The following is a 24027-nucleotide window of genomic DNA, read 5'->3' on the forward strand; positions in this document are numbered from 1 at the left end:
CTTCGAGGCAACCATCCCCAGCGTCGGCTCCGCAACGACATGACGCCATCACGGGACGTCACCGACCCGGCTTGACAATGTCATTGGGAATCTCTCCCTTCGTGGCGAACTCCACAGAGACGCCGCCCAGTTGGCTGATGCGGGCCTCGAACCGGTCGCCGGGCGCGGCGGCCGCCATCGGCCCGAGCGCGCCGGTCAGCACGATGTCCCCGGCCCGCAGCGGGTCGCCCGCGGCGGCGAGCGTCGAGGCGAGCCAGGCGGCGGCGTTCAGCGGGCTGCCGAGGCAGTCGGCGCCCGACCCCTCGGAGACGGTCACGCCGCGCCTGGTCATCGTCATCCGGAGGCCCCGCGGGTCGAGCCGGGCCAGCGGGACGGGTGTGCCGCCGAGCACGAACAGTCCGCTCGACGCGTTGTCGGCGACGGTGTCGACGATGGTGATGTCCCAGTCGGCGTTGCGGCTGTCGACGATCTCCAGGGCGGGCAGCGCGAACTCCGTGGCCCGGATCACGTCGGCCACCGTGCAGTGCCGGTGCGGAAGTTCGGCGCCGAGGACGAGGGCAACCTCGGCCTCCACCTTGGGCTGGATCAGCCGCCCGGCCGCCACGACGCCTCCCTCGGGGACCGCCATGTCGGCGAAGAGCGCCCCGAAGTCCGGCTGGTCCACGCCCAGTTGGGCCTGGACGGCGGGCGAGGTGAGGCCGATCTTGCGTCCGGCGAGGCGCCGCCCGGTGGCCGTGCCGCGCTCGACGTTCAGCCGCTGCACCGCGTAGGCGGCGTCGACGTCACCCGGGGCGAGGAGCGTGCGGACCGGCGGGCACGGCGTGTTCGTGCGCGCGGCCTCCCACAGCGCGTCGGCCGCCTTCGTGACCTCGGCCGCGGTCATCGGACCCCGCTCGGCAGCGCGTCGGTGAACGGGGTGTCCACGCCCAGCGGCCCCAGCGGGCCGGCTCCGCCGGGAACGCCGAGCGGCGCCTCCCTGCCGGGCAGTGGCGCGTCGAAGAAGTCGCGGTTGTCGGCCCTGAACTCGGGGGCGGCCAGCCGGTCCACGGTGATGGCCTCCATGGGGCAGGCCACCTCGCAGGCGCCGCAGTCGATGCACTCCACCGGGTTGATGTAGAGCTTGCGCTCCCCCTCGTAGACGCAGTCGACGGGGCATTCCTCGACGCAGGACCGGTCCATGACGTCGACGCAGGCCGCGCCGATGACGTAGGCCATGTCAGTTCTCCTTCTCGGTGGAGTGCCCCGGGAACAGGGCGGCCTCCGGGTCGATGGCGGTGGCCGCGTTGTTGACGGCGGTGGCGACCTCGCCGAAGCCGACGGATATCAGGCGCACCTTGCCCGGGTAGTCGGTGATGTCGCCGGCGGCGAAGACGCGGGGGAGGCTGGTGGCCATCCGGGTGTCCACGGCGATCCGCCGGGCGTTGAGGGCGAGCCCCCAGTGCTGGATCGGGCCGAGGTCGGCGACGAAGCCGAGGGCCGCGACGACGGTGTGCGCCGGCAGCGCCCTACTGACTCCGGTGGCCCGGTGCGCGACCGTCACCCCGGCCAGCCGGGCGTCGCCGTGCAGGGCGCTCACCTCGGAGTCGGTGATGATCTCGACGCCGAGGCCGCGGACCTTCTCCACGGTGGCGCGATGGGCCCGGAAGCGCCCGGTGCGGTGGACCAGCGTGACGGAGCGGGCGATCGGGAACAGGGCGGCCGCCCAGTCGAAGGCGCTGTCGCCGCCGCCGACGACCACCACGTCCTCGTCGGCGTGGTCGGCGGGGTCCGGCACGAAGTAGACCTGGCCGCGGCCGAGGTACTCCTCGCCGGCGGGGAGCGGCCTCGGGGTGAACGTCCCGACGCCGCCGGTGATGACGACGGCCCCGGCCGTGACGGTGGCGCCCAGGTCGCCGCGGACCACCGGGCGGCCGTCGGCCGCGTGGGACAGCTCGACCGCCCGCTGGCCGAGGAGGTAGCGGGGTCGGTAGGGCTCGGCCTGGGCGACCAGGTTGTCGACGAGGTCACGGCCGCGCACCGCGGGGAACCCGGCGATGTCGAAGACGGGCTTCTCGGGGTACATCGCGCTGATCTGGCCGCCGAGTTGGGGCAGGGCGTCGATGACGGCCACGTCGAGGCCGCGGAAGCCCGCGCAGTAGGCGCCGTAGAGACCCGCGGGGCCGGCGCCCACGATCAGGATGTCCGTCTCGATCGCGCCCGACTCACCCGTGCTCGTCGGCACGTCGGAAGGAACACTCATGATTCCGGAGCGTAGGGACGGGCGGGCCAGGATCCCACCGGATCGGTCCGTTGAGCAGGACGTTCGTCCTCCCGGGGCCGGGTCACCGCAGTGCCCGGCCGATGCCCAGGGCCGCGGTGCGCAGGGCGGCGGCGTGCCCCGAGGTGTCCATCCGGTAGCTGGGCGCGGTGACCGACAGCGCGCCGACGAGGACGTTCTGGGCGCTGAAGACCGGGACGGCCATGCTGATGTAGCCGAGGCGGACCTCCTCGGCCTCGACGGCGAAGCCCTCGGCCCTGATCCGCTCCAACTGGGCGCGCAGCCGGCCAGGTGAGGTGACCGTGTGGCAGGTGACGCGTTTCAGGCCGTGGCCGACCACGGCGGCGAAGAGCGAGCCGGGCGAGTAGGCCAGGATCGCCTTGCCGGTGGCCGTGCAGTACAGCGGCAGGCGCCCGCCGTCCCGCGACTCCTCGTTGAGGCCGCGGTGCGGGTAGATCTTCTCCAGGTAGACGACGTCGAGGCCGTCGTGGATGGCGAAGTGGATGGTCTCGCGGGTGACGAGCAGCAGATCCTCCAGGTAGGTCTTGGCCGCCTCGCGCAGCACCCGCTGCCGGTGCACGCGCTGGCCGATCTCGAAGAGGCGCAGCCCGAGCCGGTAGCCGGAGCCGTCGCGTTCCAGCAGCCCCCAGAGGACCAGTTCCTGGGCGAGCCGGTACACGGTGGCCTTGGCCACGCCGGTGCGACGCACCAGTTCGGCGAGGGAGAGCGAGGGGTCGTCGGCGGTGAAGGCCTCCAGGATCGGCCGCACCTTGCCGAGGACCGAGTTCGTCGGGGCACCGGCCTCCGGCTCGGCGGGTGTCGGGGGCCCGGGGTGGGCGCGTTCGACCGCGGGGAGCCCGGTGACGGAGTTGACGGAGCTGACGGAGCCGACCGTGGTGACCGTCACGGTGTCCTCCCCTGGTCGGGGTCGACGACCGCGACGGCCATCCCGGTGAGCCACTCGGGCAGTTGCTCGTAGGCGAGCCGCCGGCCAGGGGCGTGGCCAAGCAGCGCGGCCATGAGCAGCCAGGACCGCACCTCCTGCGCGCCGTTGCCGGCCCTCGCGCCCAACTCCTCGGTGCCGAGCGCGGTGACGCGCCACAGCTCGCCGCGTTCGAGCCAGCTCAGGAACTCCTCGTCGAACTCGGGGGCGATCGCCGCCTCGGCGGCCCTGACGATCTCGCGGCGGCGGGCGTCGTACCGCGCCCAGTTCTCCCGGCCGTCGAGCCAGGCGCCGACCATGAACTCCTCGTCGTCGCCGTGCGGGTCGCGCCAGTCGGGCCAGGGCAGCCGGTGCGACAGGCCGCCGGAGCCGATCACCGCGACGCGGCGGTCGCCTGGGAAGACCAGCACGGCCTCCCTGATCGCCCGGCCGAGCCGGTCGCAGCGCTCCAGGGTCGGCAGCGGCGGGGCGAACATGTTCACCACCAACGGCACGATCTCCACGTCAAGGCCTTCGAGCAGGTACTGGATGGCGTGCGACTGACCGTGGTCGATCCGCAGCCTGGCCGAGAACGCGACGTCGAAGCGGCCGCCGCCGACCAGGGAGTCGGCGAGGTGCCTGGCCAGCGGCACGTCCACCGGCTGCGGGCCCTTGGGGGTGCCCGACTCGCCATTGGCGACGCACTCCCCGACCCCGAGCGTGAAGCTGGGGATCAGGTCGAGCCAGAAGCCTCTGAAGTGGTTGGAGCCGACCAGGATCACGGTGTCGGGGCGGGCCGCGGCCAGCGCGTCGCGCGCCGCCCCGAGGGCGTCGCGGAACCGCTCGGCGCGGTCCTTGTGGAAGGTCTCCTCCCAGTGGGTGTTCATCAGGGTGCTGTGGGAGGCGCCCACGCCCAGGACGATCTCGGTCATGCCGCTGCCCCTTCCAGTTCGGTGCGGGACCGGGTGACGGTGTCGACGGCCGTGCGGACCAGGTGGCGGGTGAGCTTCGCCATCGCCGGGACGGAGACGGTGTTCATCCCCCTGGCGAAGTCGATCTCGAAGGGAGCCGCGGACACCTTCGGCATGCCGACCCGCACGGTCGGGATGCCGCGCCCACGCAGGATGTTGGCGTCGGTGGCGCCGCTGTTCCCGAGGACGACCTCGTGCGGACGCCCCTCGAGACCCTCCCAACCGGCCACCGCGCTGCGGAAGATCCAGCTGTCCCGGCCGGTGCGCGTGCCGGGGACGGCCAGCACCAGCTCGGCGGTCACGTCGAGCCCCGGCCTTCCGGCGCGGAGCGCGGCGAGGGCCGCGGCGAACTCCCGTTTGGCCGCCATCGGGGACGTGTCGGGGCCGATCCGCAGGTCCACCAGGAGGGTGCAGGCGGCCGGGGTGACGGCCCCGAGCCGCGGCCAGCCGCCGCGCACCGAGGAGACGACGCCCTGCGGGGCGACCGTGCCCGCGGTGTGCCGGGCGGCGTAGTCGACGAACCACTCCTCGAGGAAGCCGGCGACCTCGCCGGCCCCGGCGACGGCGTTGGCGTAGGGCAGCCGGTGGCGTGAGCCGACGTAGGTGTGGGTGCCGCGGACGGTGACCTCGAACCAGACCAGGCCGACCTCCTCCCAGGAGACCGTCCAGCCGGGCTTGGCGATGACCGCGTAGTCGGTCCACACCCCCTGTTCCAGCAGGAACGAGCAGCCGACTCCCTGGCCCGTGTTGCGCCTGGCGCCGCCGGGGCGGGCGTTGGTCGGCATGCCGCCCGCGCCGAACGCGGCGACCAGGTCGCCGGTGAGCGGGACGCCCGCCCTGGCGATCGCCTCGGCGGCCATCATCACGCAGGCGGCGTGGCCCTTCGGGTTGGAGGCGCCGAGGCCCGTCACCAGGTCGTCGTCGACGACGGTGGCGCGCGGGCGCATGTCCTCGCGCAGCTCGGGGCCGATCCAGGGCAGGTCCTCGTTCTCCTCGCCCACGGTCAGGGTGTCGATGGGCGCGTAGAGCATCAGGTCGGGCCCCGTGCCGTCGCCTTCGAGCCTGGCCCAGGCGTTGGCCTGCCGGTCGTCGAGCGGCTGGGTGACGGCGCGGAGCCCGCCGGCGGCGAGTGTGGCGGCGATGTGCTCGGCGAGGGGGGCCTCGTCGCCGGTCGGGCTCGGCACGTCGACGAGGCCGACGATCAGCTCGCGCAGCCGGTCGGCGGTGACGTGCCGCCAGGCGTCGGCGACCCAGGCGCGCCGCCGGTCGTCGAGGCCGCCGAGTCCGTCGGGTCCTCCGGGGCCTTCCGGTCCTTCCGGTCCTTCGGCGGTCACTGGTTGATCCTGTGGACCTGGGTCATGGTGGTACGCGCGAAGCGGCGCTTGGCCAGCGGGAGCCCGATGGCGATCGCGGCCCCGGCCAGCAGGGTGAGCAGGGTGCGGACCATGGTCATACCTTCTTGTCGGTGGGGGTTTTCCCGGCGTCGGAGGGGCGCGCACCGACGGCCGCCAGCTTCCTGCCGTACTCCTCCTCGCTGAGGTTCCGCCAGGCGGTCAGCGAGATGTCGGGGCGGTAGAGCTTCTCCGGGGGCGCGTCGGTGACGTCGACCATCCACGCGTCCTGGCCGGAGAACTGGCCGTGGAACAGCCAGCGGATCGCGCCGAGGTACTTGGCGTAGAAGCGGAGGGTCTCCCACCCCTCGGTGAAGTTGACCATCACGCCGACGTAGCGGTGGTTGTCCTCGTCGACCGGGACGTAGAACTCGTAGTGGATGAACTTGGGGTAGGCGATGCGCAGCACGCCGGGCATGGACAGGGACGCGAAGCCGGGGAACTCCTGGGCCTCGATCGTCGGGTCGACGGTGTCGGCCTTCCCGGTGTTGCCGATGTTGAAGGTCTCCTTGGGCGGCTGGATCTTCCACCAGCGCTTGTTGCTCCAGCGGCCAACGCCGGGGAAGTCGGCGTCCCAGTGGACCTCGTCCTGCACCCGGAAGATCCACCGGCCGCGGGGCACGATCCGGGTGACGTTCCAGGTCGGCATGGGTTTGAACAGCCGCCACAGGGCGGTGCGGTGGAGGTACTTGGCGTGGCCCTCGTCGAAGCCGTTCTCGCAGGCGAAGCGCCAGTTGCCGCCGCGCGACTCGATCCGCCCGCCCATCACGAACGCGTTGTCGACGAGTTCCTCGGGGAGCTGCGAGTCGATGGGGTGCGGCCGCTCGTCGGCGAGCGGGATGTACACCCACACCATGCCGAGGCGTTCCTCGACGGCGTAGGTGCGCACCGCGACCTTGCCGACCAGGCGGCAGCCGGGACCGTCGGTGATGACCGCGGCCAGCTTGCCGGTGGGCAGATCGAAGGTCCAGCCGTGGTACGGGCAGCTGACGGTTCCCGGGAACTGCTGGTTCCCCTCGGACAACGGCACGCCCCGGTGCGGGCAGCGGTCGTGCAGCGCGTAGGCGGTGCCGCCGTCGCGGATCAGGGTGATCTTCTCACCGCAGATCGTGAACGGCCGCGGTGTGCCCGTGACATGGCTCGACCAGGTCACCGGATACCAGTAGCCGCGGAAGCCGGCGGCGGCTCCGTCGTAGTGGGGCCACGACGCCCAGTCCTGCCGCCCGGGTGCCTCCGCCTGAGCGCGCCCCGCGCGGGCCCGGCCGGTGGGGGCCGGTGGCCGTTCACCCGTCGTCATCGTGCGAGCCCTTCTGCCGCTGTCGGTTCATGGCGTCGAGCATCGGGCGCGGCGTCGCGTTCGCCTACGTGCCTGTTCCGTTCAACAGACCGGGGCGGGTACGGATGCCGGGGAGCGTGCCGTTCAGCGGACCCGACGCTTGATCAGCTCCGCGGCACGGGGCACCATCCGCTCATGGGATCTGTCGCGGGCACCGTGCCGGAGCTGGTCGACGCGGCGGCCGAGCGCTTCGGCGAGCGGACCTTCCTGCGTATCGGCGGGGTGACGCGTGGCTACGCGGAGACCAGGGAGGCCGCGGCCACGATGGCCGGGGCGCTGGCGGCCAGGGGCTGCCGGCCAGGCGACCGGGTCGCGGCCCTGATGTCCAACCGGATCGAGCTCGTCGATCTGATCCTGGGCTGCGCCTGGCTCGGTGCCGTCGCGGTGCCGCTCAACACGGCGCTGCTCGGCGGCTCGCTGCGGCACGTGCTGCGCGAGGCCGAGCCGGCGTTCCTCCACGGCGAGGAGACGCTGGTGGAGCGCGCCGTCGCCGCCGGCCACCGGGGCACCACCTGGGTGGTGGGCGCGCCGGACGCCCCCAGGGCCGGCGCGGGCCCGGCGCTCCGGCCCGCCAGGGTGCGTCCCGCCGACACCGCGGCGATCCTCTTCACCTCGGGCACCACCGGGCCGACGCGCGGTGTGCGCTGCCCGCAGGGGCAGTTCGTCTGGTGGGGCCGCACGGTCTCCGACGCGCTGCGCCTCACGCCCGACGACGTGCTGTACTCCTGCCTGCCGCTGTTCCACACCAACGCGATCAACATGCTGGCGCAGGCCATGACGGTCGGCGCCGGCGTCGTCCTCGACGGGCGGTTCTCCGCCTCGCGGTACTGGTCACGGGCGGCGGAGAGCGGCGCCACGGTGGTCTATCTGCTGGGCGCGATGGTGCCGATGCTGCTGTCGCGGCCGCCAGGACCCGAGGACCGGGCGCACCGGGTGCGGCGGGGTCTGGCGCCGGCGACCCCCGGGGCGGCGTGGGGGCCGTTCCGCGAACGCTACGGCGTGACCCTGGTCGACGGGTTCGGCTCGACGGAGACGAACCTCGTCATCGGCTCCACGCCCGAGGAGTGCCGCCCGGGGCTGATGGGCACCGTGCGGGAGGGCTTCGCCGCGCGGGTGGTGGACGAGCACCTCGACCCGGTGGCCGACGGCACGCCGGGTGAGCTCCTGGTGCGCAGCCACCTGGAACACGCCTTCTCCACCGGCTATCTGGGAGGCCCGACGGAACCCCCCGGCTCCTGGCGCCGCACCGGCGACCGGGTGGTGCGGGGGCCCGACGGCTGGTTCCGCTTCCTGGACCGCGTCAAGGACGTCATCCGACGCCGCGGCGAGAACATCTCCTCCTCCGAGGTGGAGTCGGTGGTCAGGTCGCACCCGGCGGTGGTCGAGGCGGCGGCGTTCCCGGTGGCCTCCGAGCTGGCCGAGGACGAGGTGATGGTCGCGGTGGTGGTCCGGCCAGGCGGCGTGTTCGACCCGGAGGACCTGGCGCGGCACTGCGCGCGTGACCTCCCCGCGTTCGCCGTGCCCCGGTTCGTCGAGGCGGTGCCCGCGCTGCCGCTGACCGAGACCGGCAAGGTCCGCAAGGCGGTGCTGCGGGAGCGCGGGGTCACCGCGGGCACCTGGGACCGGACGGCCGTCGGTGCGGCCCGGGGCGCGTCCGGTCCCTCGGCCTGAGCCGTCAGGCGGGGACGACGACCGCCCTGCCCCGGACGCGACCTGCCCGCAGCGCCTCGAGCGCCGCGGCCGTGTCGGCCAGGTCGAACCGCTCCACGGCGAGCCGCAGTTCGCCGGAGGCCAGCCGGCGGACGAGTTCCCCCGACACCTCCCGCGCCCGGCGCTCCTGCCTGATCATGTTCACCGGGAGCAGCGCGACGTCGTCCAGCAGCCAGGAGGGCAGGTCGAGTTCGACCTTCGCTCCGGCGACGTAGCCGATCACGACGGCGCGCCCGCCCTGGCGGACCCATCGGCTGCGGCCGACCAGCCCCGCGCCGCCGAGCGTGTCGACCAGCAGGGTCGCCGAGCGTGCCTCCGCGAGGCGTTCGGCCGCGCCCAGGTCGACGGCCTCGACGCCCCGCGGCACCTGGGCCAGCTGGTCGGCCCGGCCCACGACCCCGATCACCTTCGCGCCGGCGGCCAGCGCCTGCTGCGCCACCATCGAGCCCACGGCGCCGGCCGCGCCCACCACGACGACCTCCTCGCCCTTCCGGATCCCGGCGACGTCGTGCAGGGCCACGTGGGCGGTGGTGGCGGGGACGAAGAAGCTGGCGGCCACCTCGGGGGCCAGTGGCGCGTCAAGCGGCGTGACGGCCTTGCGGGGCACGCTGACCCGCTCGGTCCAGGTGCCGTCCCGCAGCAGGCCGAGGCCGGCGCCGCGCAGCAGGACCTGGGTGCCGGGCGCGAGCCCTGAGTCCGCGTCGGCGTCGAGGACCAGGCCCGCGCCCTCGACGCCGCCGGTGTACGGCAGGTTCGGCTTCATCCCGAAGTCGCCGGAGGCGACACTGACGTCGAGGTGCGCGACGCCGGCGGCCTGGACCTCGACCAGCACCTGGCCCGCCTCGCGCACGGGCTCCGGCACCTCGTCGAGCACGGGCGCGGTGCCCCAGGCGTGGAACCTGGCGGCCCGCATCACGCCGCCACCGCCCCGCGCAGGAAGGCCAGGCTCAGCGGGTTGTACCGCTCGGCCTGCTCGTGTTGCGGCCAGTGCCCGCAGGCGTCGAACAGTTCCAGCTGGGAACCCGGGATCGCCTTGTGCATCGCGGCGGCCTCCGGCACCTCGCCGAACGGGTTCTGCCTGCCCCACACGATGAGAGTGGGCTGGGTGATCCTGGCCAGGTCCTCGGGTCGCAGCAGGTTGCGCTGGCGGCGCTCCATGTCCTGGAGGGACAGCAGGTTGTCGACGTTGGCCACGAAGTCCGGCTGGTGGTAGATCGCGTGCCTGACCTCGACCAACTCCTCCGTCGCGTCGGCGTCGTCGGCCATCAGCAGCCGCAGCCGCTGGCGGGTGAGGTCGACGTCGTCGCTGGCCACGGCCTTCCTGGTGCTGGTGCGGATGCGGTCCATGACGGCGGGGTTGGCCACGGTGCCGCCCGCGCACAGCAGTTGCAGGCTCAGCACCCGCTCCGGGTGGTCGATGGCGACCCGCGCGCCCACCCAGCCGCCCAGGGACTCCCCCACGATGTGGGCCGACTCGACGCCGACGGCGTCGAGGTAGGCCAGCAGGTGCGCCGCGTAGTCGGCGATCTCGTAGGGCTTGGCCGGCTTGCCCGTGTAGCCGTGGCCCAGCATGTCGATGGCGTGCAGGTCGTAGGCGGCGTGGGCGGTGATGTTCCGCGCGAACGCCTCCAGGTGGCCGCTGGTGCCGTGCAGGAAGACGACGGCCGGCGCCTGCGGGTCGCCGGCGCGCAGCGTGCGGGTGGCCACGCCGGCCGCGTCGACGTGCTCGACGCGGAACGGGGTGGGGCTGATCTCGGTCCAGATGCTCACGGTCGGTTCTCCGGGGTGTGACGGTGGGGATGCGAGTCGAGGAAGCCGGTGACCACCGCGTGGTACGCCTCAGGGCGCTCCTCCTGGAGGTGGTGCGAGGCGTGGTCCATCACGTGCAGGCTGCCGCTCGGCACCATGCGGGCGAGCATCAACGGGTAGTCGGGGGTGAGGAACGCGTCCTGCATGCCCCAGACGAACAGGGTCGGGGCCTGGATCCGGCCGAGTTCCTCGGTGAGGTCCTGCCACTCGCCGCGCGGCGAGTCGGACATCGCGGCCAGGGCGCGCTCGCCCTCGTCGAGGCTCTGCTCGTACCGCGTGTCGAGCGTCTCCTCGGGCAGTCGCCGCCCGTCGTACCACTCGAGGCGGGTGATGAGCTCGCGCATCTTCTCGCGGGTCGGGCCCTCGCCGCCGTAGTAGACGTCCCTAGCGTTGCGGCCACGGCGGCCGCCCTCCGGCAGTGGCGCCAGCGGGCCGTGGAACACGGGCATGCTGCCGGTGATCACCAGCGACCCGACCCGGTCCGGGTACCTGGCGGCCAGGTTGAGGGCGATGGTGCCGCCCCAGGAGTTGCAGACGAAGTCGGCGCGCGCCACGCCCAGGGTGTCCAGGAGATCGACGGTCCTGGCCGCGTGGTGGTCCCACATGGGTCCCTCGATGCGGGACTTCTCCGATCGGCCGTACTGGTGGATGTCGACCAGCAGGCAGCGGCGGTCGGCCGCGAACAGCGGTGCCACGGGACCGAAGTCGCTCCACGCCGTGCAGCCGGGACCGCCGCCGTGCAGGAACACGGTGTCGGGTCCGGTTCCGAGGTCGTGGTAGTGGTAGCGGACCCCGCCGCCGTCGGCGTAGTGACTCTCCGGTGGTGCTGTCATGCCGGTCCTTCCATCCCTTCGACGTGCTGCGAGGCAGAGCCCACCATCGGCCGTGGCCCGGGCCAAGGTTCGAGGTCCGCTGGGCGGAATCACGGGCGACGGGGTGCTCAGCGGCCGGTGAACTCCGGCGCGCGCCTGTCGAGGAACGCCTGAAGTCCCTCGGCCGCGTCGGCGGTTCCGGTGAGTTCCCCGACCGCCTTCTCCTCGCGCCGCAGGGCGTCCTCGACGGGCAGCCCGAAGCCCTCGTCCACGACCCGCTTGAGCAGGCCGATGGCCGCCGTGGGCTTCGCGGCGAGCCGGTGGGCGTGCTCGGCGACCACGGCGTCGAACTCGGCGGCCTCGGCGACGACGTCGACCAGGCCGAGCTCCAGGGCCCGCCGCGGGGCGATCCTCTCGCCCTCGATCATGAGTCGCTTGGCGAGGTGCGGTCCGACCAGCCGTGGCAGCCGTTGGCTGCCGCCCGCGCCGGGGAAGAGGCCGAGGGCGATCTCGGGGAAGCCGAAGGTGGCGTCGGCGTGCAGGATCCGCAGGTCGCAGGCGAGGGAGAGTTCGGCGCCGCCGCCCAGGGCGTGCCCGTTCATGGCGGCGACGACGGGTTTCGGCGCGAGTTCGAGAACCCGCTGCACGTCGATCCAGCGACGCATCCTGGCCTGGTTCTCCGCCGACAGGTCCCGCATCACGGCGATGTCGGCGCCGGCGACGAAGAACCGGCCGGTGCCGGTGATCACCAGGCAGCGCACCGTGGCGTCGGCCACCAGGGGCGGCAGCACCGCGAGGAACTCCTCGATCATCGCCGGGTCGACCGCGTTCGCCTTGGGGCGGTCGATCCGGATCGTGGCCACCGCGCCGTCACGGGTCACGTCGAGCACCGACGCCGTCATGGGGACTCCTCCTCGTTCTCGGTCCATCTGCTCATCGGTTCATGGGTTCATGGGTTCACTCGAGCACGCCCGCGGCGGTGAGCTCCGCGCACCGCTCGTCGCTCAGCCCGAGCAGCTCCCGCAGCACGGTCCCGGTGTGCTGCCCGAGCAGCGGCGCCGGGCCGGTGAGCGCGCCGGGGGTCGCCGCCAGCCCGGCGACCACGCCCTCGTGCGCGACGGGGCCGGTCAGGGGATGGTCGAGCCGCTGGTAGAAGCCGCGCGCGGCGAGCTGTTCGTCGGCCTCGACCAGGTCGCGTCCGGTCGCCACCACCGCCGCGGCGACGCCCTCGGCCTGGAGTCCGGCGGCCAGCGCCGCGGCGTCCTGGCCGCTGGTCCAGGCGGCGAGCGCGGCGTCGATGGCGTCCTCGTGGGCCAGGCGGGTCGCCAGGTCGCCGTCGCCCGGCAGGTCGACGAGCTTGTTGAGGGCACGCCACTGCGCGTCGCTCCGCACCGCGATCGCCACCCATCGGTCGTTCCCGGCCGCCGGGTACACGCCGTGCGGCACGGCGACCGGCGAACGGTTCGGGTGCTCGGCGGTCCGCCGGTCGGGCCCCGGCCGGCCGAGGACCGGTTCGAGGACGGCCGGCCCCATGGCCGCCGCCATGGCCTCCAGCTGCGACAGGTCCACGTGTCCGCCCCGGCCCTCGGCGAGCAGGTCGAGGGTGGCGAGCACGGCGGCGTTGGCCGCGACCATGTCGCCGAGGCCGAACGTCAGGCCCTGCGGCGGCCCGCCGGGCTCGCGGGTCTCGCTGGAGAGGCCCGACATCGCGGCGAGCGTGTCGGCGAAGGTCACGGCGTCGCGCCAGGGTCCGGTCCCGCCGACGCCGGCCATCGACACGAGGATCACGCCGGGGTTGAGCTCCCGCAGCGCCGGATAGTCCATCCCCCAGCGGGCGAGCACGCCGGGGCTGAAGTTCTCCACCACGACGTCGCAGTGCGGCACGAGGTCGCGCAGCAGGCGCTGTCCCTCGGGGGTGCGCAGGTTGAGCGCGACGCTCCGCTTGTTCCGGTTGAAGTTGAGGAAGTACCCGCTGTCGTCGTGGCCGGCGCCGGGGCGCAGCCGCATCGACGGGGCGAACCGGGTGGGGTCCTGTCGGTGCCGCGACTCGATCTTGACGACGTCCGCGCCGTGTTCGGCGAGCTGCTTGGTCGCGTAGGGGCCGGCGAGCACCCAGGTCAGGTCGAGCACCCGCACCCCGCTCAGCGCGCGCTCGCCGCGCCGTGCCGGGAGTCCGCGCGGCCCGGCGTGCCGCCACGGCGCCCGCCGCGGTGCCTCGTGCACGGCGTCGAGCGTGCGTGGCCCGGGGCGCGCCGCCCAGGGGAAGCCGACGTCCTCGACGCCGCCGGCCGGCAGCCCTTCGCCGACGACCCTGAAGAAGAACTCGCGGTTCCGCAGCTGGGGGTTGTCCGGCAGCCGCTCGGCCGGCACGACCTCCGCCCACGGCAGGGCGCGGGCGCGGGCCTGCTCGGCGATGTCGGCGGCCGTGCGCCGGGCCGCGAAGCGGCCGACGATCTCGTCGACGTGCGGGCGGCCGCGCCAGCGGAGCACGGCGTCGCTCCAGCGTTCGTCGACGAGGTCGCCCGCTTCGCCCTCCTCGACCAGCCAGGCCAACAGGTCGGTCCACATCCGGCCGCTGCCCGAGTAGCCGCCGGCGACCCACCCGTCGGCGGCGGCGAAGATCCGGTGCGCCACGTGCTCGTACACGCCGCCGTTGCGCACCGGGAAGCGCCCGGCATGGATCCACGCGATGGCGGCGGTCTCCAGGGTGGCCGCGACCGCCTCCTGGGCGGACACGTCGACCAGTTGCCCGGTGCCCGAGAGCACGCCGAGCAGCGCCCCGATCGCGGCGTGGGCGCCGGCCACCTGCGCGGCCTGTTCGCGGGGCGGCGGCTTCGGCTGCCCGTCGGCCCGCCCGCCGAGCCAGGTCATCCCGCCCGCCGACGCCAGGACGAGATCGTCGGCCACCCAGTCCCGCCGGGGGCCGGTCAGTCCGAACGGCGTCACCACCACGTGCACCGCGTGCGGCCACCGGGAGGTGCCGTCGGCGCGCACCCCGCGCAGCGTGGCGACGGGGCCGCTCTCCAGCACGATGTCGACGCCGGCGGCCAGTTCGTCGAGGTCCGCGGCGTCCGGCACCCGCGTCCAGCGCTTCCCCGCATGCCAGTGTGCCCTGGCCGCCGGTTCCGCCTCGGGGTCCGGGTCGACCCGCAGGACGTCGGCGCCGAGGCCCACCAACGACCGCGCGCCCTGGAAGCCCAGTTCGTCGGTGAGATCGAGCACGCGGAACGGAAACGGCCGCCCTGTCACCACGGTTCCTCCTCGGACATCTCGCGCCGCCCCACGATCACCCCGGTGCGGGCCGCCAGGCCAGCGGGGTGTTCCGTTCATCAGACCGAGGCGAGACGTCGCGCGGGCAGGCGGGCGCCGGGAACCGGACGCCGCAGGTCGGTACGCCTAGGCCGGGCTCATCCCGGCGGTCCGCCTGGTGCCCGGCCGCCGGGCGGACCGCGTCGCGGGCTTCGGGGACACGTGTCCCTCGGCCCTCGTGGGCGTGTGCCGGTCCATCGCCCTGGCGATGCTCTCCGCCGTCGCCCGCAGCTCGGGCAACAGGCGCTGCGCCGTCACCTGGGCCGCCGGTCCGGTGGCCGACACGGCGGCGTGCACGGTGCCGCTCTCCCCCGTCACGGGCACGGCGAGGCTGCCGTATCCGGACAGGGTCTCCCCCACCTCCAGGGCGAAGCCACGCTCGGCGACGACGGCGAGTTGGCGCCTGAGGACGTCGACGGACACCACGGTCCGCTCGGTGAGCGACGGCAGGCCGGTTTCGGCGAGGCGCTCGACCTGCTCCCGGCCGGAGGGGGACACCGCGAGGAGCACCTTCCCGGTGGCGGTGCACCACGCCGGCAGCCGCCCGCCGACCTGCGAGTGGCTGTGGACGTTGGCCCGGCCGGCGATCTTCTCCAGATAGAGGACGTGCGCCCCGTCGAGCACGGCGAGGTGGATGGTGGCGCGGGTGCTGGTGTACAGGTCCGTGAGCAGGGGGCGGGCGACGCTCCGCAGCGAGGCGGAGGCGAGCACCCGCTCGCCGAGCTCGAACATCCGCATGCCGAGCTGGTAGGAATCCCCATGGCGCTCCAGCAGCCCCCACCGCACCAGCTCCTGTGCCAGCCGGTACGCGGACGCCTTCGGCACCCCGGAACGCCTGCTCAGCTCGGTCAGCCGGAGTTGGAACGCGCCGGACTCGAAGGCGGCCAGCAGCAGCTGCGCCTTCCCCAGGACGGAGTTGGGCGGTGCGGCCTCGTCGTCGGCGGGTGCCCCCATCGCTGTTCTCCTCACTCCGCTGCCCGGCCATCCGTTCGGTTGTCCGAACATCCGGATGTCACCCGCAGTGAATCAGGGACAAAGGCTCACGAACAGCCCCTGATCACGGTGACTTCCCGGCACGGCCAGTGAAACAGCGGAACGTTACGCGGAGGGATCCCCGGGTAACACCCGCGGGTCGTCGGCTGGCCGGAGGATCGCCCACCGCGGCTTCCCGTACCTCTCCGACGCTCTCGTCGTTGAGGTAACGGGTGGCGGTTGGTCGGGTTCCGGGGGCTGTGGTGGTCGCGACGGTGATCAGGGGCGAGGACTTCGAGGCCAGGGAGCGGTTCGACGCCTGGTGCGAGGTCACCAGCCGGATGCCCTGCCGGCACCGGATCCGCACCGACCACCCCGACGACTATCGCTTCACCCTGCGCATGGCCGCCCTCGGGGTCGTGTCCATCGCGCAGACAGCCGTCCCCTCGCTGCACGCCACGCGGACACCACGGCTGATCAGGCAGTGCACCAGCGACCTCTACCAGCTGGAGCTGTGCACCGGTGGCCGGGTCGGGGCCGAGCAGTCCGGCCGAGAGGTCGTGGCCACCAGCGGGCAGTGGATCCTCCACGACTCCGCGCGGCCCTACTCGCTGTGGAACCTCGCCGACGGGCAGCCCGTGCAGTCGGCGATGGCCCTCCAGGTCCCCAAGCACCTTCTCGGCATCAACCGCGACGCGGTGGCCCCGCTGCTGACCCGTCCGCTGCCCGGAACCGTCGGCTTCGGCCGGCTGCTGAGCGACCTGCTGGCCCGCGTGCTGCACGAGCCGCAGCACTTCCTTCCGGCCGACGCACCCCGCCTGGGCGACATGGCCAGGGACCTGGTGTCCGCGCTGCTCGCCCACGAACTCGACGCCGACCGCCTCCTGCCCGAACCCACCCACCACCAGGCGCTACAGCTACGCATCCGCGCCTACGTCCTCGACCACCTGGGCGACCCCGATCTCACCCCCGGCAGGATCGCGGCGGCCCACCACATCTCCGTCCGCTACCTCCACCGCCTCTTCCGCCCCGACGGCCAGTCCCCCGCCGCCTGGATCCGGGAACAGCGCCTGCGACGCGCCTGTCGCGATCTCGCCGCTCCCGGCCAGCGCCACACTCCCGTGTACGTCATCGGAGCACGCTGGGGGTTCACCAGTGCCGCCGACTTCAGCCGGACCTTCCGCCGCGCCTACGGCATGCCGCCCACCGACTACCGGAAGGCGAACGAACGTTGACGGCCGCGCACCGGCTCAACCCCTGGCGTGGGCTACGGGCACCTCACGTCCACGGAGCTGAGCCGGTCGTTGTGCTCCGCGCGGAGGTTGCCCTGCCACCCCTGCGAGGTGGTGCCCAGATATCCGCCGGAGTTCGTGTCGGCGAACAGGTCCACGGGACCGCCGCCCTTGTTCCACACGGAACTCGCCAGGTCGTTGAACGAGGTGGGCACGTTGTTCCGCCAGCACGTGGGAACGACCCACAGGACGCCCCCGCCGTTGGTGTGCTCGAAGAAACACGTCTGCCCGTCCTTGCAGTTGCTCCACGCCAGGGTCTCGGCGTCGGGGCCGCTGACCTCGTAGAGTCCCTCCTCACCGGCGACCGCGGCGATACGGCTCTCCGCCTGCACGCTGGGCGTGCTCCCCAAGGCCGCGACCACCGCGCCGAGAACCGCCAGGACGGCCATCTTCCTTCCCATACCCACTTCCCCTTTCGACTGGCGGGAGAGCTTCCCCCCGCGGGTGCACCGTGCTGTGCCAGTCACCACCCTGGGGCACCGGTACCGCCCCGGCGTTGGCATACGGTGCCGGCCCCTTCACATCCAGTGCACTGATGCCGACGTACGGCGGGACCGGGAGGGGAATGGCGGCCGCCACCGGGCGATATCTCTGGAACAGGAAATCCCGGTTGTCGTCGTGGCCGGTGTATATGTGGCAGAGGTCCGGGTGGGTCCGGCCGGACGGCCGGGATAGGCGACGGCCCCGCCACACACAGGAAATCGCCGGCCTCTCCGTCGAGGAGAGGCCGGCGATCACGCCAATGACGTCAGTGCGCCTTCTCGTAAGCCTCGCGGACGCTCGCCGGCACGCGCCCGCGATCGTTGACCTCGAAACCGTTCTCCTTGGCCCACTCGCGCACGGCCGCGGAGTCCACGCTCGACGCGGAGTGCTTGGCGACCGACGGTGTCCTCTTGCTCCGCCCCAACTTGCGCCCCTTCTCCATGAATGGCCCAAGGGCATCCAGAAACTTGTCGAAGGAATCGGGAGTGAGGTCGATCTCGTACTCTACGCCGTCCAAGCTGAAACGGTGCGAGTCGATCTCGGTCGACTCCTCCCCCGTCAGGTCATCGGAGTAGATGGTGACAACTTTCTGAGCCATGGCGCGGAGTATATGCCCGCCCTCCGCTTCGCCGATACCGCCCGCCTTCCTTCCGCGGCCCTCCCATATGGGCGACCGGTGTCGAACTCGGGCCGCGGCGCGCTCCGGAGTGGGGAAAGACCGCTCAGTGACCCCGCGATGGCCGTGCGGTGCGCGGCGCTGGCTAGTTTCCGAGGGAAAGCCCGGATATCCACGGGCTCAACCGGTTCGGAGGGACGCATGACTGGTCGTCAGGAGACGGCGGAGGTTCTGGACCTGGTCCGCGCGGCTGTTCCCGTGATCGCGGCGCACGGCGCGGAGGCCGAGGAACGCGGCCAGGTGCCGCGGGAGACGGTCAGGCTTCTCGACCAGGCCGGGGTGTTCCGCATGGCGGTGCCCGAGCGGTTCGGCGGCCTCGGTCGTCCGCTCGCCGAGCACGCCGAGGTGGTGGGCGAGGTGGCCAGCGCCTGCCCGTCGTCCGGCTGGAACATGACCATCTGGCTCACCGGCGCCGTCATGGCCGGCCTGTACCCGGACGAGACGCAGAAGGAGGTGTTCGACGGGGGCTCGGTCCGGGTGTCGCTCGGGTTCGCGCTCACCGGCCGGCTGACGCCCGTCGACGGCGGCTACGTGCTCAACGGCCGCTGGAGCTACAACTCGGGCTGCCACCACGCCGACTGGAACTGCCTGGCCTCCGTCGTCGAGCACGCGGACGGCACCGAGGAGGAGGTCTTCGCGCTCGTCCCGATGCGGGAGCTGTCCATCGTCGACGACTGGGACGTGTCGGCCGGCCGGGGGACGGGCAGCGCCACCACCGTCGCCGACGGGGTCTTCGTCCCGGTCCAGCGGACGGTCTCGTACGGCGGGGCCACGGTGGGCGAGACCGGTGAGCGGTGGAACGCGGGGCTGCCGGGGCGCGAGTACGGGCTGGTCTCGTTCATCATGGCGCTGTACGCCTCGATGGCCACGGGCATCGCGCGCGGCGCCTACCAGCACTTCCTGGAGCGGATTCCGGGGCGCGGCATCACCTACACGTCATGGGAGGACCAGCGGCAACACCCGTTGACGCAGCAGCAGGTGGCGGCGGCGGCCAACCGCATCGAGGCGGGGGCCGCGCTCAACGGGCGGGTCATCTCGCTCATCCAGGAGCGCACCGACGCCGGGGGCCGGCCGACCGACGCGGAGAAGGCGCAGGTCCGCGGGCAGACCGCGTTCGCCGCCGAGTTGGCGAAGGAGGCGGTGGAGCTGCTGTACGCGCTCAGCGGCGCGTCCGTGATCAAGCGGAGCGTGCCGTTCCAGCGGTACCACCGCGACATCCTCGGCTTCACGCTGCACGCGCTGGCCCAGGTGCACACCAACCTGGAGGTCCAGGGCCGGGTGCTGCTCGGCCTCGACCCGGGCACCGAGATCCTCTGATCCGGCCGAGCCGCCCGGCAGGCCGTTGAAAACGGGCCGCCGGCCGCCCCCGAGGGGGCGGCCGGCGGCCCGTTCGTGTCGCCTCACTCCCGCGCGGCCTCGGGGGCGGGCGGGAAGTGGCCCTCCTGGACGAAGAACTCGACGTACCTGGCGAAGAGTTCACCGGTCAGGGGCGGGCAGCTGATGCCGGTGCCGTCGAGCGCCGCCTCCGTGTCGCCGGTGTCGAGCACGGGGTAGAACGCGTCGGTGTCCTTGGTCATCAGCTCGAACGCGTGCAGCAGCGGCAGCAGGGCGTTGTCCCGGTCGGCCCGCACCGCCTCGCGCCAGCGCACGGGATCCGCCTCGCCGAGCCGGTAGCCGAGCCGCCGCAGCTGGGCCACGCAGTCGGCGAGGCTCAACGAGCTCTGGTTGAACAGGTGGTAGGTGCCGCCCGCGCCGGCCGGGCGGGTGGAGATGCCCAGGATCGCGGCGCTGACGTAGTCCACCGGCAGCAGGTGGAACCGGCCGCCGGGGGCCGAGGGGACCAACTCGGCCTGGATCAGGCCCTTGAGGCTGAGCCAGACGAAGTCGCGGGTCTGGCAGGCGCCGTTCTCCCGGTCGCCTGAGATGACGTCGACCCGGTAGACGGAGACCGGCAGGCCGCGTTCCCTGGCCAGGTCGATCACCTGCTCGGCGACCCACTTGCTGCGCAGGTAGCCGCTGGGCAGCGCCTCGGCGGGGCCTGTCGGGTCGGTCACCCTCAGCGGCACGCCCGGGGTCACGGGGCCGTCGAAGACGCCGACGGTGGAGACGTGGTGGACCGGGACGGTGCGGTGCCTGGCCGCGAGCCGCAGGATCTCGCGGGTGCCGCGCACGTTGGCGTCGCGCAGCGCCTGGTAGGGCTTGAGCCAGTGGACGGCGGCGCCGGCGTGGTAGACCACGTCGACGGCGCGGGCCAGGTCGTCGAACCGCTCCTCGGCCAGCCCGAGGCGCTCCTCGGCGAGGTCGCCGACCACGACGGTGAGCCGGCTCTCGTCGACGGCGTCCCAGACGCGGTACCACTCCAGGCTGTCGCGCAGCCGCGCGCGGGCGGCGGCCTCGTCGGCGCCGCGCACCAGGCAGTGGACCCGGGCGGTGGTGGTGCGCATCAGGTCGCGCAGCAGGAAGGCGCCGAGGAAGCCGCTGGCGCCGGTGAGCAGGATCTCCCGGGGGTCGTCGACGGTGCGGACCACCTGGGCGGCCGGCCGGATGTCGTCGTCGAGGCGGATGTCGGCCGCGTGGTCGACGGTGTCGGCGGCCGGTGCCGCGGTGTCGGCGGGGGCCAGTTCGGCGAGCAGGTGGGTGGCGAGGTCGTGGGGGCTCGGGTGGTCGAAGACCAGGGTGGCGGGCAGGGTGAGGCCGGTGAGTGCCGAGACCCGGTTGTGGAGTTCGACCGAGGTGAGCGAGTCGAGGCCGAGCTCGGGGAAGAGCCGGTCGGGGGCGATCCCCTCGGGGCCCGAGCGGCCGAGCACCCGGGCGGTCTCCGCCAGCAGGGCGGCCAGGATCACGGCGTGCCGTTCCTGGCCGTCGTCCGAGGCGGCCAACCGGTCGGCGAGCGAGGGCCCTTCGCCGGCCGAGCCGTGGGCGGTGCCCCTGGCCGGGACGCGGACGAGGGCGGCGAGCAGGGCGGGGACGCGGGGCTGGGCGCGGAGCGCGGCCAGGTCGAGCGGGGTGGCGACCGCGTCCGGCCGGCCGCCGCGCAGGGCGAGGTCGAAGAGGGCCAGGCCCTGTGCGGTGGCGACCGGGGGGAAGCCGCCGCGGGCCATCCGCGCGAGGTCGGCCTCGGTGAGGTTGCCGGTGAGTTCGGAGGCCTGCGCCCACAGGCCCCAGGCGAGGGAGGTGGCGGCCGAGGAACGGGCCGCCCGGTGCCTGGCCAGCGCGTCGAGGAAGGCGTTGGCCGCGGCGTAGGTCGACTGGCCCGGGCCGCCCACCGCGGCGGCGACCGAGGAGAACACCACGAACGCCGTCAGGTCGAGCGCGCGGGTCAGGTCGTGCAGGTGCCAGGCCGCGTCGGCCTTGGGCCGCAGCACCCGGGCCAGCCGTTCCGGGGTCTGGGCGGGGATCACGCCGTCGTCGAGGGTGCCGGCGGTGTGCACCACGCCGCGCAGCGGGTGCGCTTCCGGCACCGCGGCCAGCACGCCGGCTAGGGCGTCCCGGTCGGAGACGTCGCAGGCGGCGACGGTCACCGAGGCGCCAAGGACGGCCAGTTCGGCGACCAGCTCGGCGGCGCCCGGGGCCTCGGGGCCGCGCCGGCTGACCAGCAGCAGGTGCCGCACGCCGTGCGCGGTCACCAGGTGCCGGGCGAACAGCCCGCCGAGGGTGCCCGTGCCGCCGGTGATCAGCACGGTGCCCTCCGGGTCCCAGGCGGGGGCAGCAGCGGCGGCCGGCCGCGCCTGGCGCACCAGCCGGGGCACCAGCACCCGCCCGTCCGCCGACTCCCGTAGGGCGCCCTGGGGTTCGCCGGAGGCGACCAGGGCCGACAGGGCGGCTTCCAGGCCGGGCGCCGCCGGGTCGGGGGCGTCGGCCAGGACGATGCGGCCCGGCGCCTCGGACTGCGCCGAGCGCAGCAGGCCCCAGGCCGCGGCGGCGCCCAGGTCGTCGACGTCCTCGCCGTCGGCGGTCGACACGGCGCCGCTGGTGAGCACGGCCAACGGGACGCCGTTCAGCGCGTCCTCGGCGAGCCAGCGCTTGGCCAGCTCCAGGGCGCGGCCCACGGTGGCGTGCACGGACTCGGGGGGCGCGGCGCCGGCCGGTGAGGCGAGGCGGACCCGCACGGCGTCGATCTCGGCGCCGCCGGCGAGGGCGGCGGTGAGGGCCGCCAGTCCGGCCTCGACGTCGTCCGGGGCGAGTTCGGCCCAGCGCAGCGTCGCGGGCGCGAGCGGCCTCGGGGTCCAGGCGACGCGGAAGAGCGCGTCGTGGTCGCGGGTCCGAGCGGCGGTGAGCGTGTCGGGCGCGAGCGGGGCGAGGGTCACGGCCTCGACGTCGGCGACCGGCTGGCCGGCCGGGTCGGTCAGCCGCAGCGTGTAGGTCGCGGGCTCGGGGCCCGGGGTGAGCGTGGCGCGCACCTGCCGCGCGCCGGTGGCGTGCAGGCGCACGCCGCGCCAGTGCGTGGCGGCGGGCAGCGGGCCGAGCACCGGGCGCAGGGCGGCGTCGAGGAGGGCGGGGTGGATGCCGAACGCGTCGGCCCGCTCGGTCGCCTCGTCCGTCAGCCGCGCCTCGACGGAGAGCCCGTCAGGGTGGCGCCAGACCCCGGTCAGCACGGCCGCTCCCCGGTCGTGCGTCGTCCCTTCGGCGGCCGGCCGTTCCCGCGGCTCGTCCAGGTCGACCGGCTCCGCCTCGGCGGGCGGCCAGTCGCGGGTGGCGGGCGGCACGGCGGGGGTGAGCCGGCCGGCGCCGAGCCGGCCGTGGGCGTGGCGCAGCCACGAGGCCCCGGCGTCGCCGAGCCGGGAGTGCACGGTCAGCGCGCGCCGGCCTTCGGCGTCGGCGGCGCCGACCCTGACCTGGAGGGTCAGCGGTCCTTCGGCGGGGAGCACCAGCGGCTCGTCGAGGGCCAACTCCTCAAGCACGGCACAGCCCGTCTCGTCGCCGGCACGGATGGCCAGTTCGGCGAGGACCGCGCCTGGCACGACGGGCTCGCCGCCCACCGGGTGCGCGGCGAGCCAGGGGTGGGCGCGGGTGGACAGGGTGCCGGTGAAGACCGTCTCGTCGCTGTCGCCGAGTGGCAACGCCGTGCCGAGCAGCGGGTGTTCGACGCGGTCGAGGCCGAGCCCGGTGGCGTCGGCGGTCGCGGTGGACGCCTCCACCCAGTACCGCCGGTGCTGGAAGGCGTAGGCGGGCAGCGGGATCCGGCGGGCACCGGTGCCGGCGTAGAACGCCTCCCAGTCCACGGTCGCGCCGCTCAGGTGCAGTTCGGCGAGGCCCTCGACCAGGGCTCGCTCCTCGGGGCGGTTGCCTCGTTGCAGGGTGACGGCGTGCGTCAGGATGTTCTGCTGCAACACCTTGAGTTCGTGGGAGGGTTCGAGCCCGTGCTCCTCGACCAGGGCGCGGCGCACCCGGCTGAACACGTTCAGCGCCTGGGCCTGCCTGCCGCAGCGGTACAGGGCCAGCATCAGCTGGCCGCAGAGCCGTTCACGCAGCGGTTCCTCCTCGGCGAGGGCCACCAGTTCGCCGAGCACCGCGAGGTCGTTGCCGCTGCGCAGTTCGGCTTCGAAACGGTCCTCCATGACGTCCAGGCGCAGCCGGCTCAACGCGATCAGCTCCGGCCAGTCGGTGCCGGCCTCGACGAGGTCGGCCAGCGCCGGTCCCTGCCACTCCGCGAGCCCGGCGCTCAGCAGCCGGGCGGCCTCCTCGGGGCGCCCGGACGTCAGCGCGGCCCTGCCCTCGGCGACCCCGCGGTTGAAGCGGTGCAGGTCGACCTGGTCGGGCGCGATCCGCAGCACGTACCCGGGCGCCTTGGTGACGAGTTCCGGGCCGGCGCCCCCGTGGTCGGCGGTCGCCTCCGCGAACAGGGCGCGCAGAGACCACACCGCGTTCTGCACGATCTTGCGGGCCGTCGTCGGCCGGTTCTCGTCGGGCCACAGCGCGCCCAGCAGTTCGCTGGTCGCCACCACCCGGTTCGCCCGCAACAGCAACAGACCCAGGACGGCCCGCTGTTTGTGTCCTCCCAGCGTCAACCTGCGCTCCCCCACGGACGCTTCCAATGGTCCAAGTACCCGGAATTCCACTGCCTCTTCCCGTCTGTGGGTTCGAGCG

20 protein-coding genes are annotated in these 24027 nt (G+C 73.8%); 3 read left to right on the plus strand and 17 right to left on the minus strand.

Annotation, left to right across the window (positions count from 1 at the left end; all coding sequences use genetic code 11):
* Positions 1-58 precede the first annotated feature (58 nt).
* The 8 genes from ACYVPE_RS18310 to ACYVPE_RS18345 all read right to left on the minus strand — a co-directional run bounded on the left by ACYVPE_RS18310 (position 59) and on the right by ACYVPE_RS18345 (position 6838).
* Positions 59-883: a 2-keto-4-pentenoate hydratase gene (locus tag ACYVPE_RS18310; protein ID WP_461034695.1), complete on the minus strand. Its 825-nt coding sequence runs from the start codon at positions 881-883 to the stop codon at positions 59-61.
* On the minus strand, positions 880-1215 hold the full coding sequence (locus ACYVPE_RS18315) for an indolepyruvate ferredoxin oxidoreductase subunit alpha (RefSeq protein ID WP_461034696.1): 336 nt from the start codon (positions 1213-1215) through the stop codon (positions 880-882). The genes ACYVPE_RS18310 and ACYVPE_RS18315 overlap by 4 nt, the downstream gene beginning before the upstream one ends.
* A 1-nt stretch (position 1216) precedes the next feature.
* A complete protein-coding gene (locus tag ACYVPE_RS18320; protein WP_461034697.1) occupies positions 1217-2239 on the minus strand; it encodes an NAD(P)/FAD-dependent oxidoreductase in 1023 nt (340 codons plus the stop codon).
* A gap of 82 nt (positions 2240-2321) precedes the next feature.
* Positions 2322-3164: an IclR family transcriptional regulator gene (locus tag ACYVPE_RS18325; protein WP_461034698.1), complete on the minus strand. Its 843-nt coding sequence runs from the start codon at positions 3162-3164 to the stop codon at positions 2322-2324.
* Positions 3161-4111, minus strand: coding sequence for a DODA-type extradiol aromatic ring-opening family dioxygenase (locus ACYVPE_RS18330; protein WP_461034699.1), 951 nt, complete (start codon positions 4109-4111; stop codon positions 3161-3163). Before ACYVPE_RS18330 ends, ACYVPE_RS18325 begins: the two co-directional genes overlap by 4 nt.
* Entirely contained in the window at positions 4108-5484 is a 1377-nt protein-coding gene (locus ACYVPE_RS18335) for a M20 family metallopeptidase (RefSeq protein WP_461034700.1), read from the minus strand. The genes ACYVPE_RS18330 and ACYVPE_RS18335 overlap by 4 nt, the downstream gene beginning before the upstream one ends.
* Positions 5481-5603 carry a hypothetical protein gene (locus ACYVPE_RS18340; protein WP_461034701.1) on the minus strand — a complete coding sequence of 41 codons (123 nt, stop codon included), beginning with the start codon at positions 5601-5603 and terminating at the stop codon, positions 5481-5483. Before ACYVPE_RS18340 ends, ACYVPE_RS18335 begins: the two co-directional genes overlap by 4 nt.
* Complete coding sequence (locus tag ACYVPE_RS18345) at positions 5600-6838, minus strand: Rieske 2Fe-2S domain-containing protein (protein WP_461034702.1); 1239 nt, start codon at positions 6836-6838, stop codon at positions 5600-5602. The genes ACYVPE_RS18340 and ACYVPE_RS18345 overlap by 4 nt, the downstream gene beginning before the upstream one ends.
* Positions 6839-7012: 174 nt before the next feature.
* On the opposite strand from ACYVPE_RS18345, the gene ACYVPE_RS18350 reads away from it, so the two are divergent.
* The gene (locus ACYVPE_RS18350) at positions 7013-8548 is read left to right on the plus strand and encodes an AMP-binding protein (protein ID WP_461034703.1); all 1536 of its coding nucleotides are present in this window, start codon (positions 7013-7015) and stop codon (positions 8546-8548) included.
* Between the two features lie 4 nt (positions 8549-8552).
* On the opposite strand, the gene ACYVPE_RS18355 is transcribed toward ACYVPE_RS18350, so the two are convergent.
* From ACYVPE_RS18355 to ACYVPE_RS18380, 6 genes are all read right to left on the minus strand, one after another.
* The gene (locus tag ACYVPE_RS18355) at positions 8553-9500 is read right to left on the minus strand and encodes a quinone oxidoreductase family protein (protein ID WP_461034704.1); all 948 of its coding nucleotides are present in this window, start codon (positions 9498-9500) and stop codon (positions 8553-8555) included.
* Complete coding sequence (locus tag ACYVPE_RS18360) at positions 9500-10357, minus strand: alpha/beta fold hydrolase (protein ID WP_461034705.1); 858 nt, start codon at positions 10355-10357, stop codon at positions 9500-9502. Before ACYVPE_RS18360 ends, ACYVPE_RS18355 begins: the two co-directional genes overlap by 1 nt.
* Complete coding sequence (locus ACYVPE_RS18365; RefSeq protein ID WP_461034706.1) at positions 10354-11229, minus strand: alpha/beta fold hydrolase; 876 nt, start codon at positions 11227-11229, stop codon at positions 10354-10356. The genes ACYVPE_RS18360 and ACYVPE_RS18365 overlap by 4 nt, the downstream gene beginning before the upstream one ends.
* Positions 11230-11336: 107 nt before the next feature.
* Entirely contained in the window at positions 11337-12110 is a 774-nt protein-coding gene (locus ACYVPE_RS18370) for an enoyl-CoA hydratase/isomerase family protein (protein ID WP_461034707.1), read from the minus strand.
* Between the two features lie 55 nt (positions 12111-12165).
* Complete coding sequence (locus ACYVPE_RS18375; RefSeq protein ID WP_461034708.1) at positions 12166-14457, minus strand: CaiB/BaiF CoA-transferase family protein; 2292 nt, start codon at positions 14455-14457, stop codon at positions 12166-12168.
* Between the two features lie 147 nt (positions 14458-14604).
* Positions 14605-15471: an IclR family transcriptional regulator gene (locus tag ACYVPE_RS18380; protein WP_461034709.1), complete on the minus strand. Its 867-nt coding sequence runs from the start codon at positions 15469-15471 to the stop codon at positions 14605-14607.
* A 278-nt stretch (positions 15472-15749) separates the two neighbouring features.
* On the opposite strand from ACYVPE_RS18380, the gene ACYVPE_RS18385 reads away from it, so the two are divergent.
* Positions 15750-16724 carry an AraC-like ligand-binding domain-containing protein gene (locus ACYVPE_RS18385; RefSeq protein WP_461034710.1) on the plus strand — a complete coding sequence of 325 codons (975 nt, stop codon included), beginning with the start codon at positions 15750-15752 and terminating at the stop codon, positions 16722-16724.
* 32 nt (positions 16725-16756) lie between these two features.
* On the opposite strand, the gene ACYVPE_RS18390 is transcribed toward ACYVPE_RS18385, so the two are convergent.
* The gene (locus ACYVPE_RS18390) at positions 16757-17182 is read right to left on the minus strand and encodes a peptidase inhibitor family I36 protein (protein ID WP_461034711.1); all 426 of its coding nucleotides are present in this window, start codon (positions 17180-17182) and stop codon (positions 16757-16759) included.
* Positions 17183-17529: 347 nt separating this feature from the next.
* Entirely contained in the window at positions 17530-17862 is a 333-nt protein-coding gene (locus tag ACYVPE_RS18395) for a histone-like nucleoid-structuring protein Lsr2 (protein WP_461034712.1), read from the minus strand.
* 219 nt (positions 17863-18081) lie between these two features.
* Between ACYVPE_RS18395 and ACYVPE_RS18400 the strand changes: the two genes are divergently transcribed.
* Positions 18082-19257 (plus strand): acyl-CoA dehydrogenase family protein, encoded by a 1176-nt coding sequence (locus tag ACYVPE_RS18400; RefSeq protein WP_461034713.1) that lies wholly within the window; start codon positions 18082-18084, stop codon positions 19255-19257.
* An 83-nt stretch (positions 19258-19340) separates the two neighbouring features.
* Here ACYVPE_RS18400 and ACYVPE_RS18405 read toward each other — a convergent pair whose 3' ends face one another.
* Positions 19341-23948 (minus strand): thioester reductase domain-containing protein, encoded by a 4608-nt coding sequence (locus ACYVPE_RS18405; RefSeq protein ID WP_461034714.1) that lies wholly within the window; start codon positions 23946-23948, stop codon positions 19341-19343.
* Positions 23949-24027: the final 79 nt, after the last annotated feature.

This window comes from Streptomyces mayteni (assembly GCF_054783955.1).

Bases quoted from the DNA above. Each gene is read 5' to 3' on its own strand.
- ACYVPE_RS18310 (WP_461034695.1), bottom strand. From the start codon at position 883: ATGACCGCGGCCGAGGTCACGAAGGCGGCCGACGCGCTGTGGGAGGCC.
- ACYVPE_RS18315 (WP_461034696.1), bottom strand. From the start codon at position 1,215: ATGGCCTACGTCATCGGCGCGGCCTGCGTCGACGTCATGGACCGGTCC.
- ACYVPE_RS18320 (WP_461034697.1), bottom strand. From the start codon at position 2,239: ATGAGTGTTCCTTCCGACGTGCCGACGAGCACGGGTGAGTCGGGCGCG.
- ACYVPE_RS18330 (WP_461034699.1), bottom strand. From the start codon at position 4,111: ATGACCGAGATCGTCCTGGGCGTGGGCGCCTCCCACAGCACCCTGATG.
- ACYVPE_RS18340 (WP_461034701.1), bottom strand. From the start codon at position 5,603: ATGACCATGGTCCGCACCCTGCTCACCCTGCTGGCCGGGGCCGCGATC.
- ACYVPE_RS18345 (WP_461034702.1), bottom strand. From the start codon at position 6,838: ATGACGACGGGTGAACGGCCACCGGCCCCCACCGGCCGGGCCCGCGCG.
- ACYVPE_RS18350 (WP_461034703.1), top strand. From the start codon at position 7,013: ATGGGATCTGTCGCGGGCACCGTGCCGGAGCTGGTCGACGCGGCGGCC.
- ACYVPE_RS18355 (WP_461034704.1), bottom strand. From the start codon at position 9,500: ATGCGGGCCGCCAGGTTCCACGCCTGGGGCACCGCGCCCGTGCTCGAC.
- ACYVPE_RS18365 (WP_461034706.1), bottom strand. From the start codon at position 11,229: ATGACAGCACCACCGGAGAGTCACTACGCCGACGGCGGCGGGGTCCGC.
- ACYVPE_RS18370 (WP_461034707.1), bottom strand. From the start codon at position 12,110: ATGACGGCGTCGGTGCTCGACGTGACCCGTGACGGCGCGGTGGCCACG.
- ACYVPE_RS18380 (WP_461034709.1), bottom strand. From the start codon at position 15,471: ATGGGGGCACCCGCCGACGACGAGGCCGCACCGCCCAACTCCGTCCTG.
- ACYVPE_RS18390 (WP_461034711.1), bottom strand. From the start codon at position 17,182: ATGGGAAGGAAGATGGCCGTCCTGGCGGTTCTCGGCGCGGTGGTCGCG.
- ACYVPE_RS18395 (WP_461034712.1), bottom strand. From the start codon at position 17,862: ATGGCTCAGAAAGTTGTCACCATCTACTCCGATGACCTGACGGGGGAG.
- ACYVPE_RS18400 (WP_461034713.1), top strand. From the start codon at position 18,082: ATGACTGGTCGTCAGGAGACGGCGGAGGTTCTGGACCTGGTCCGCGCG.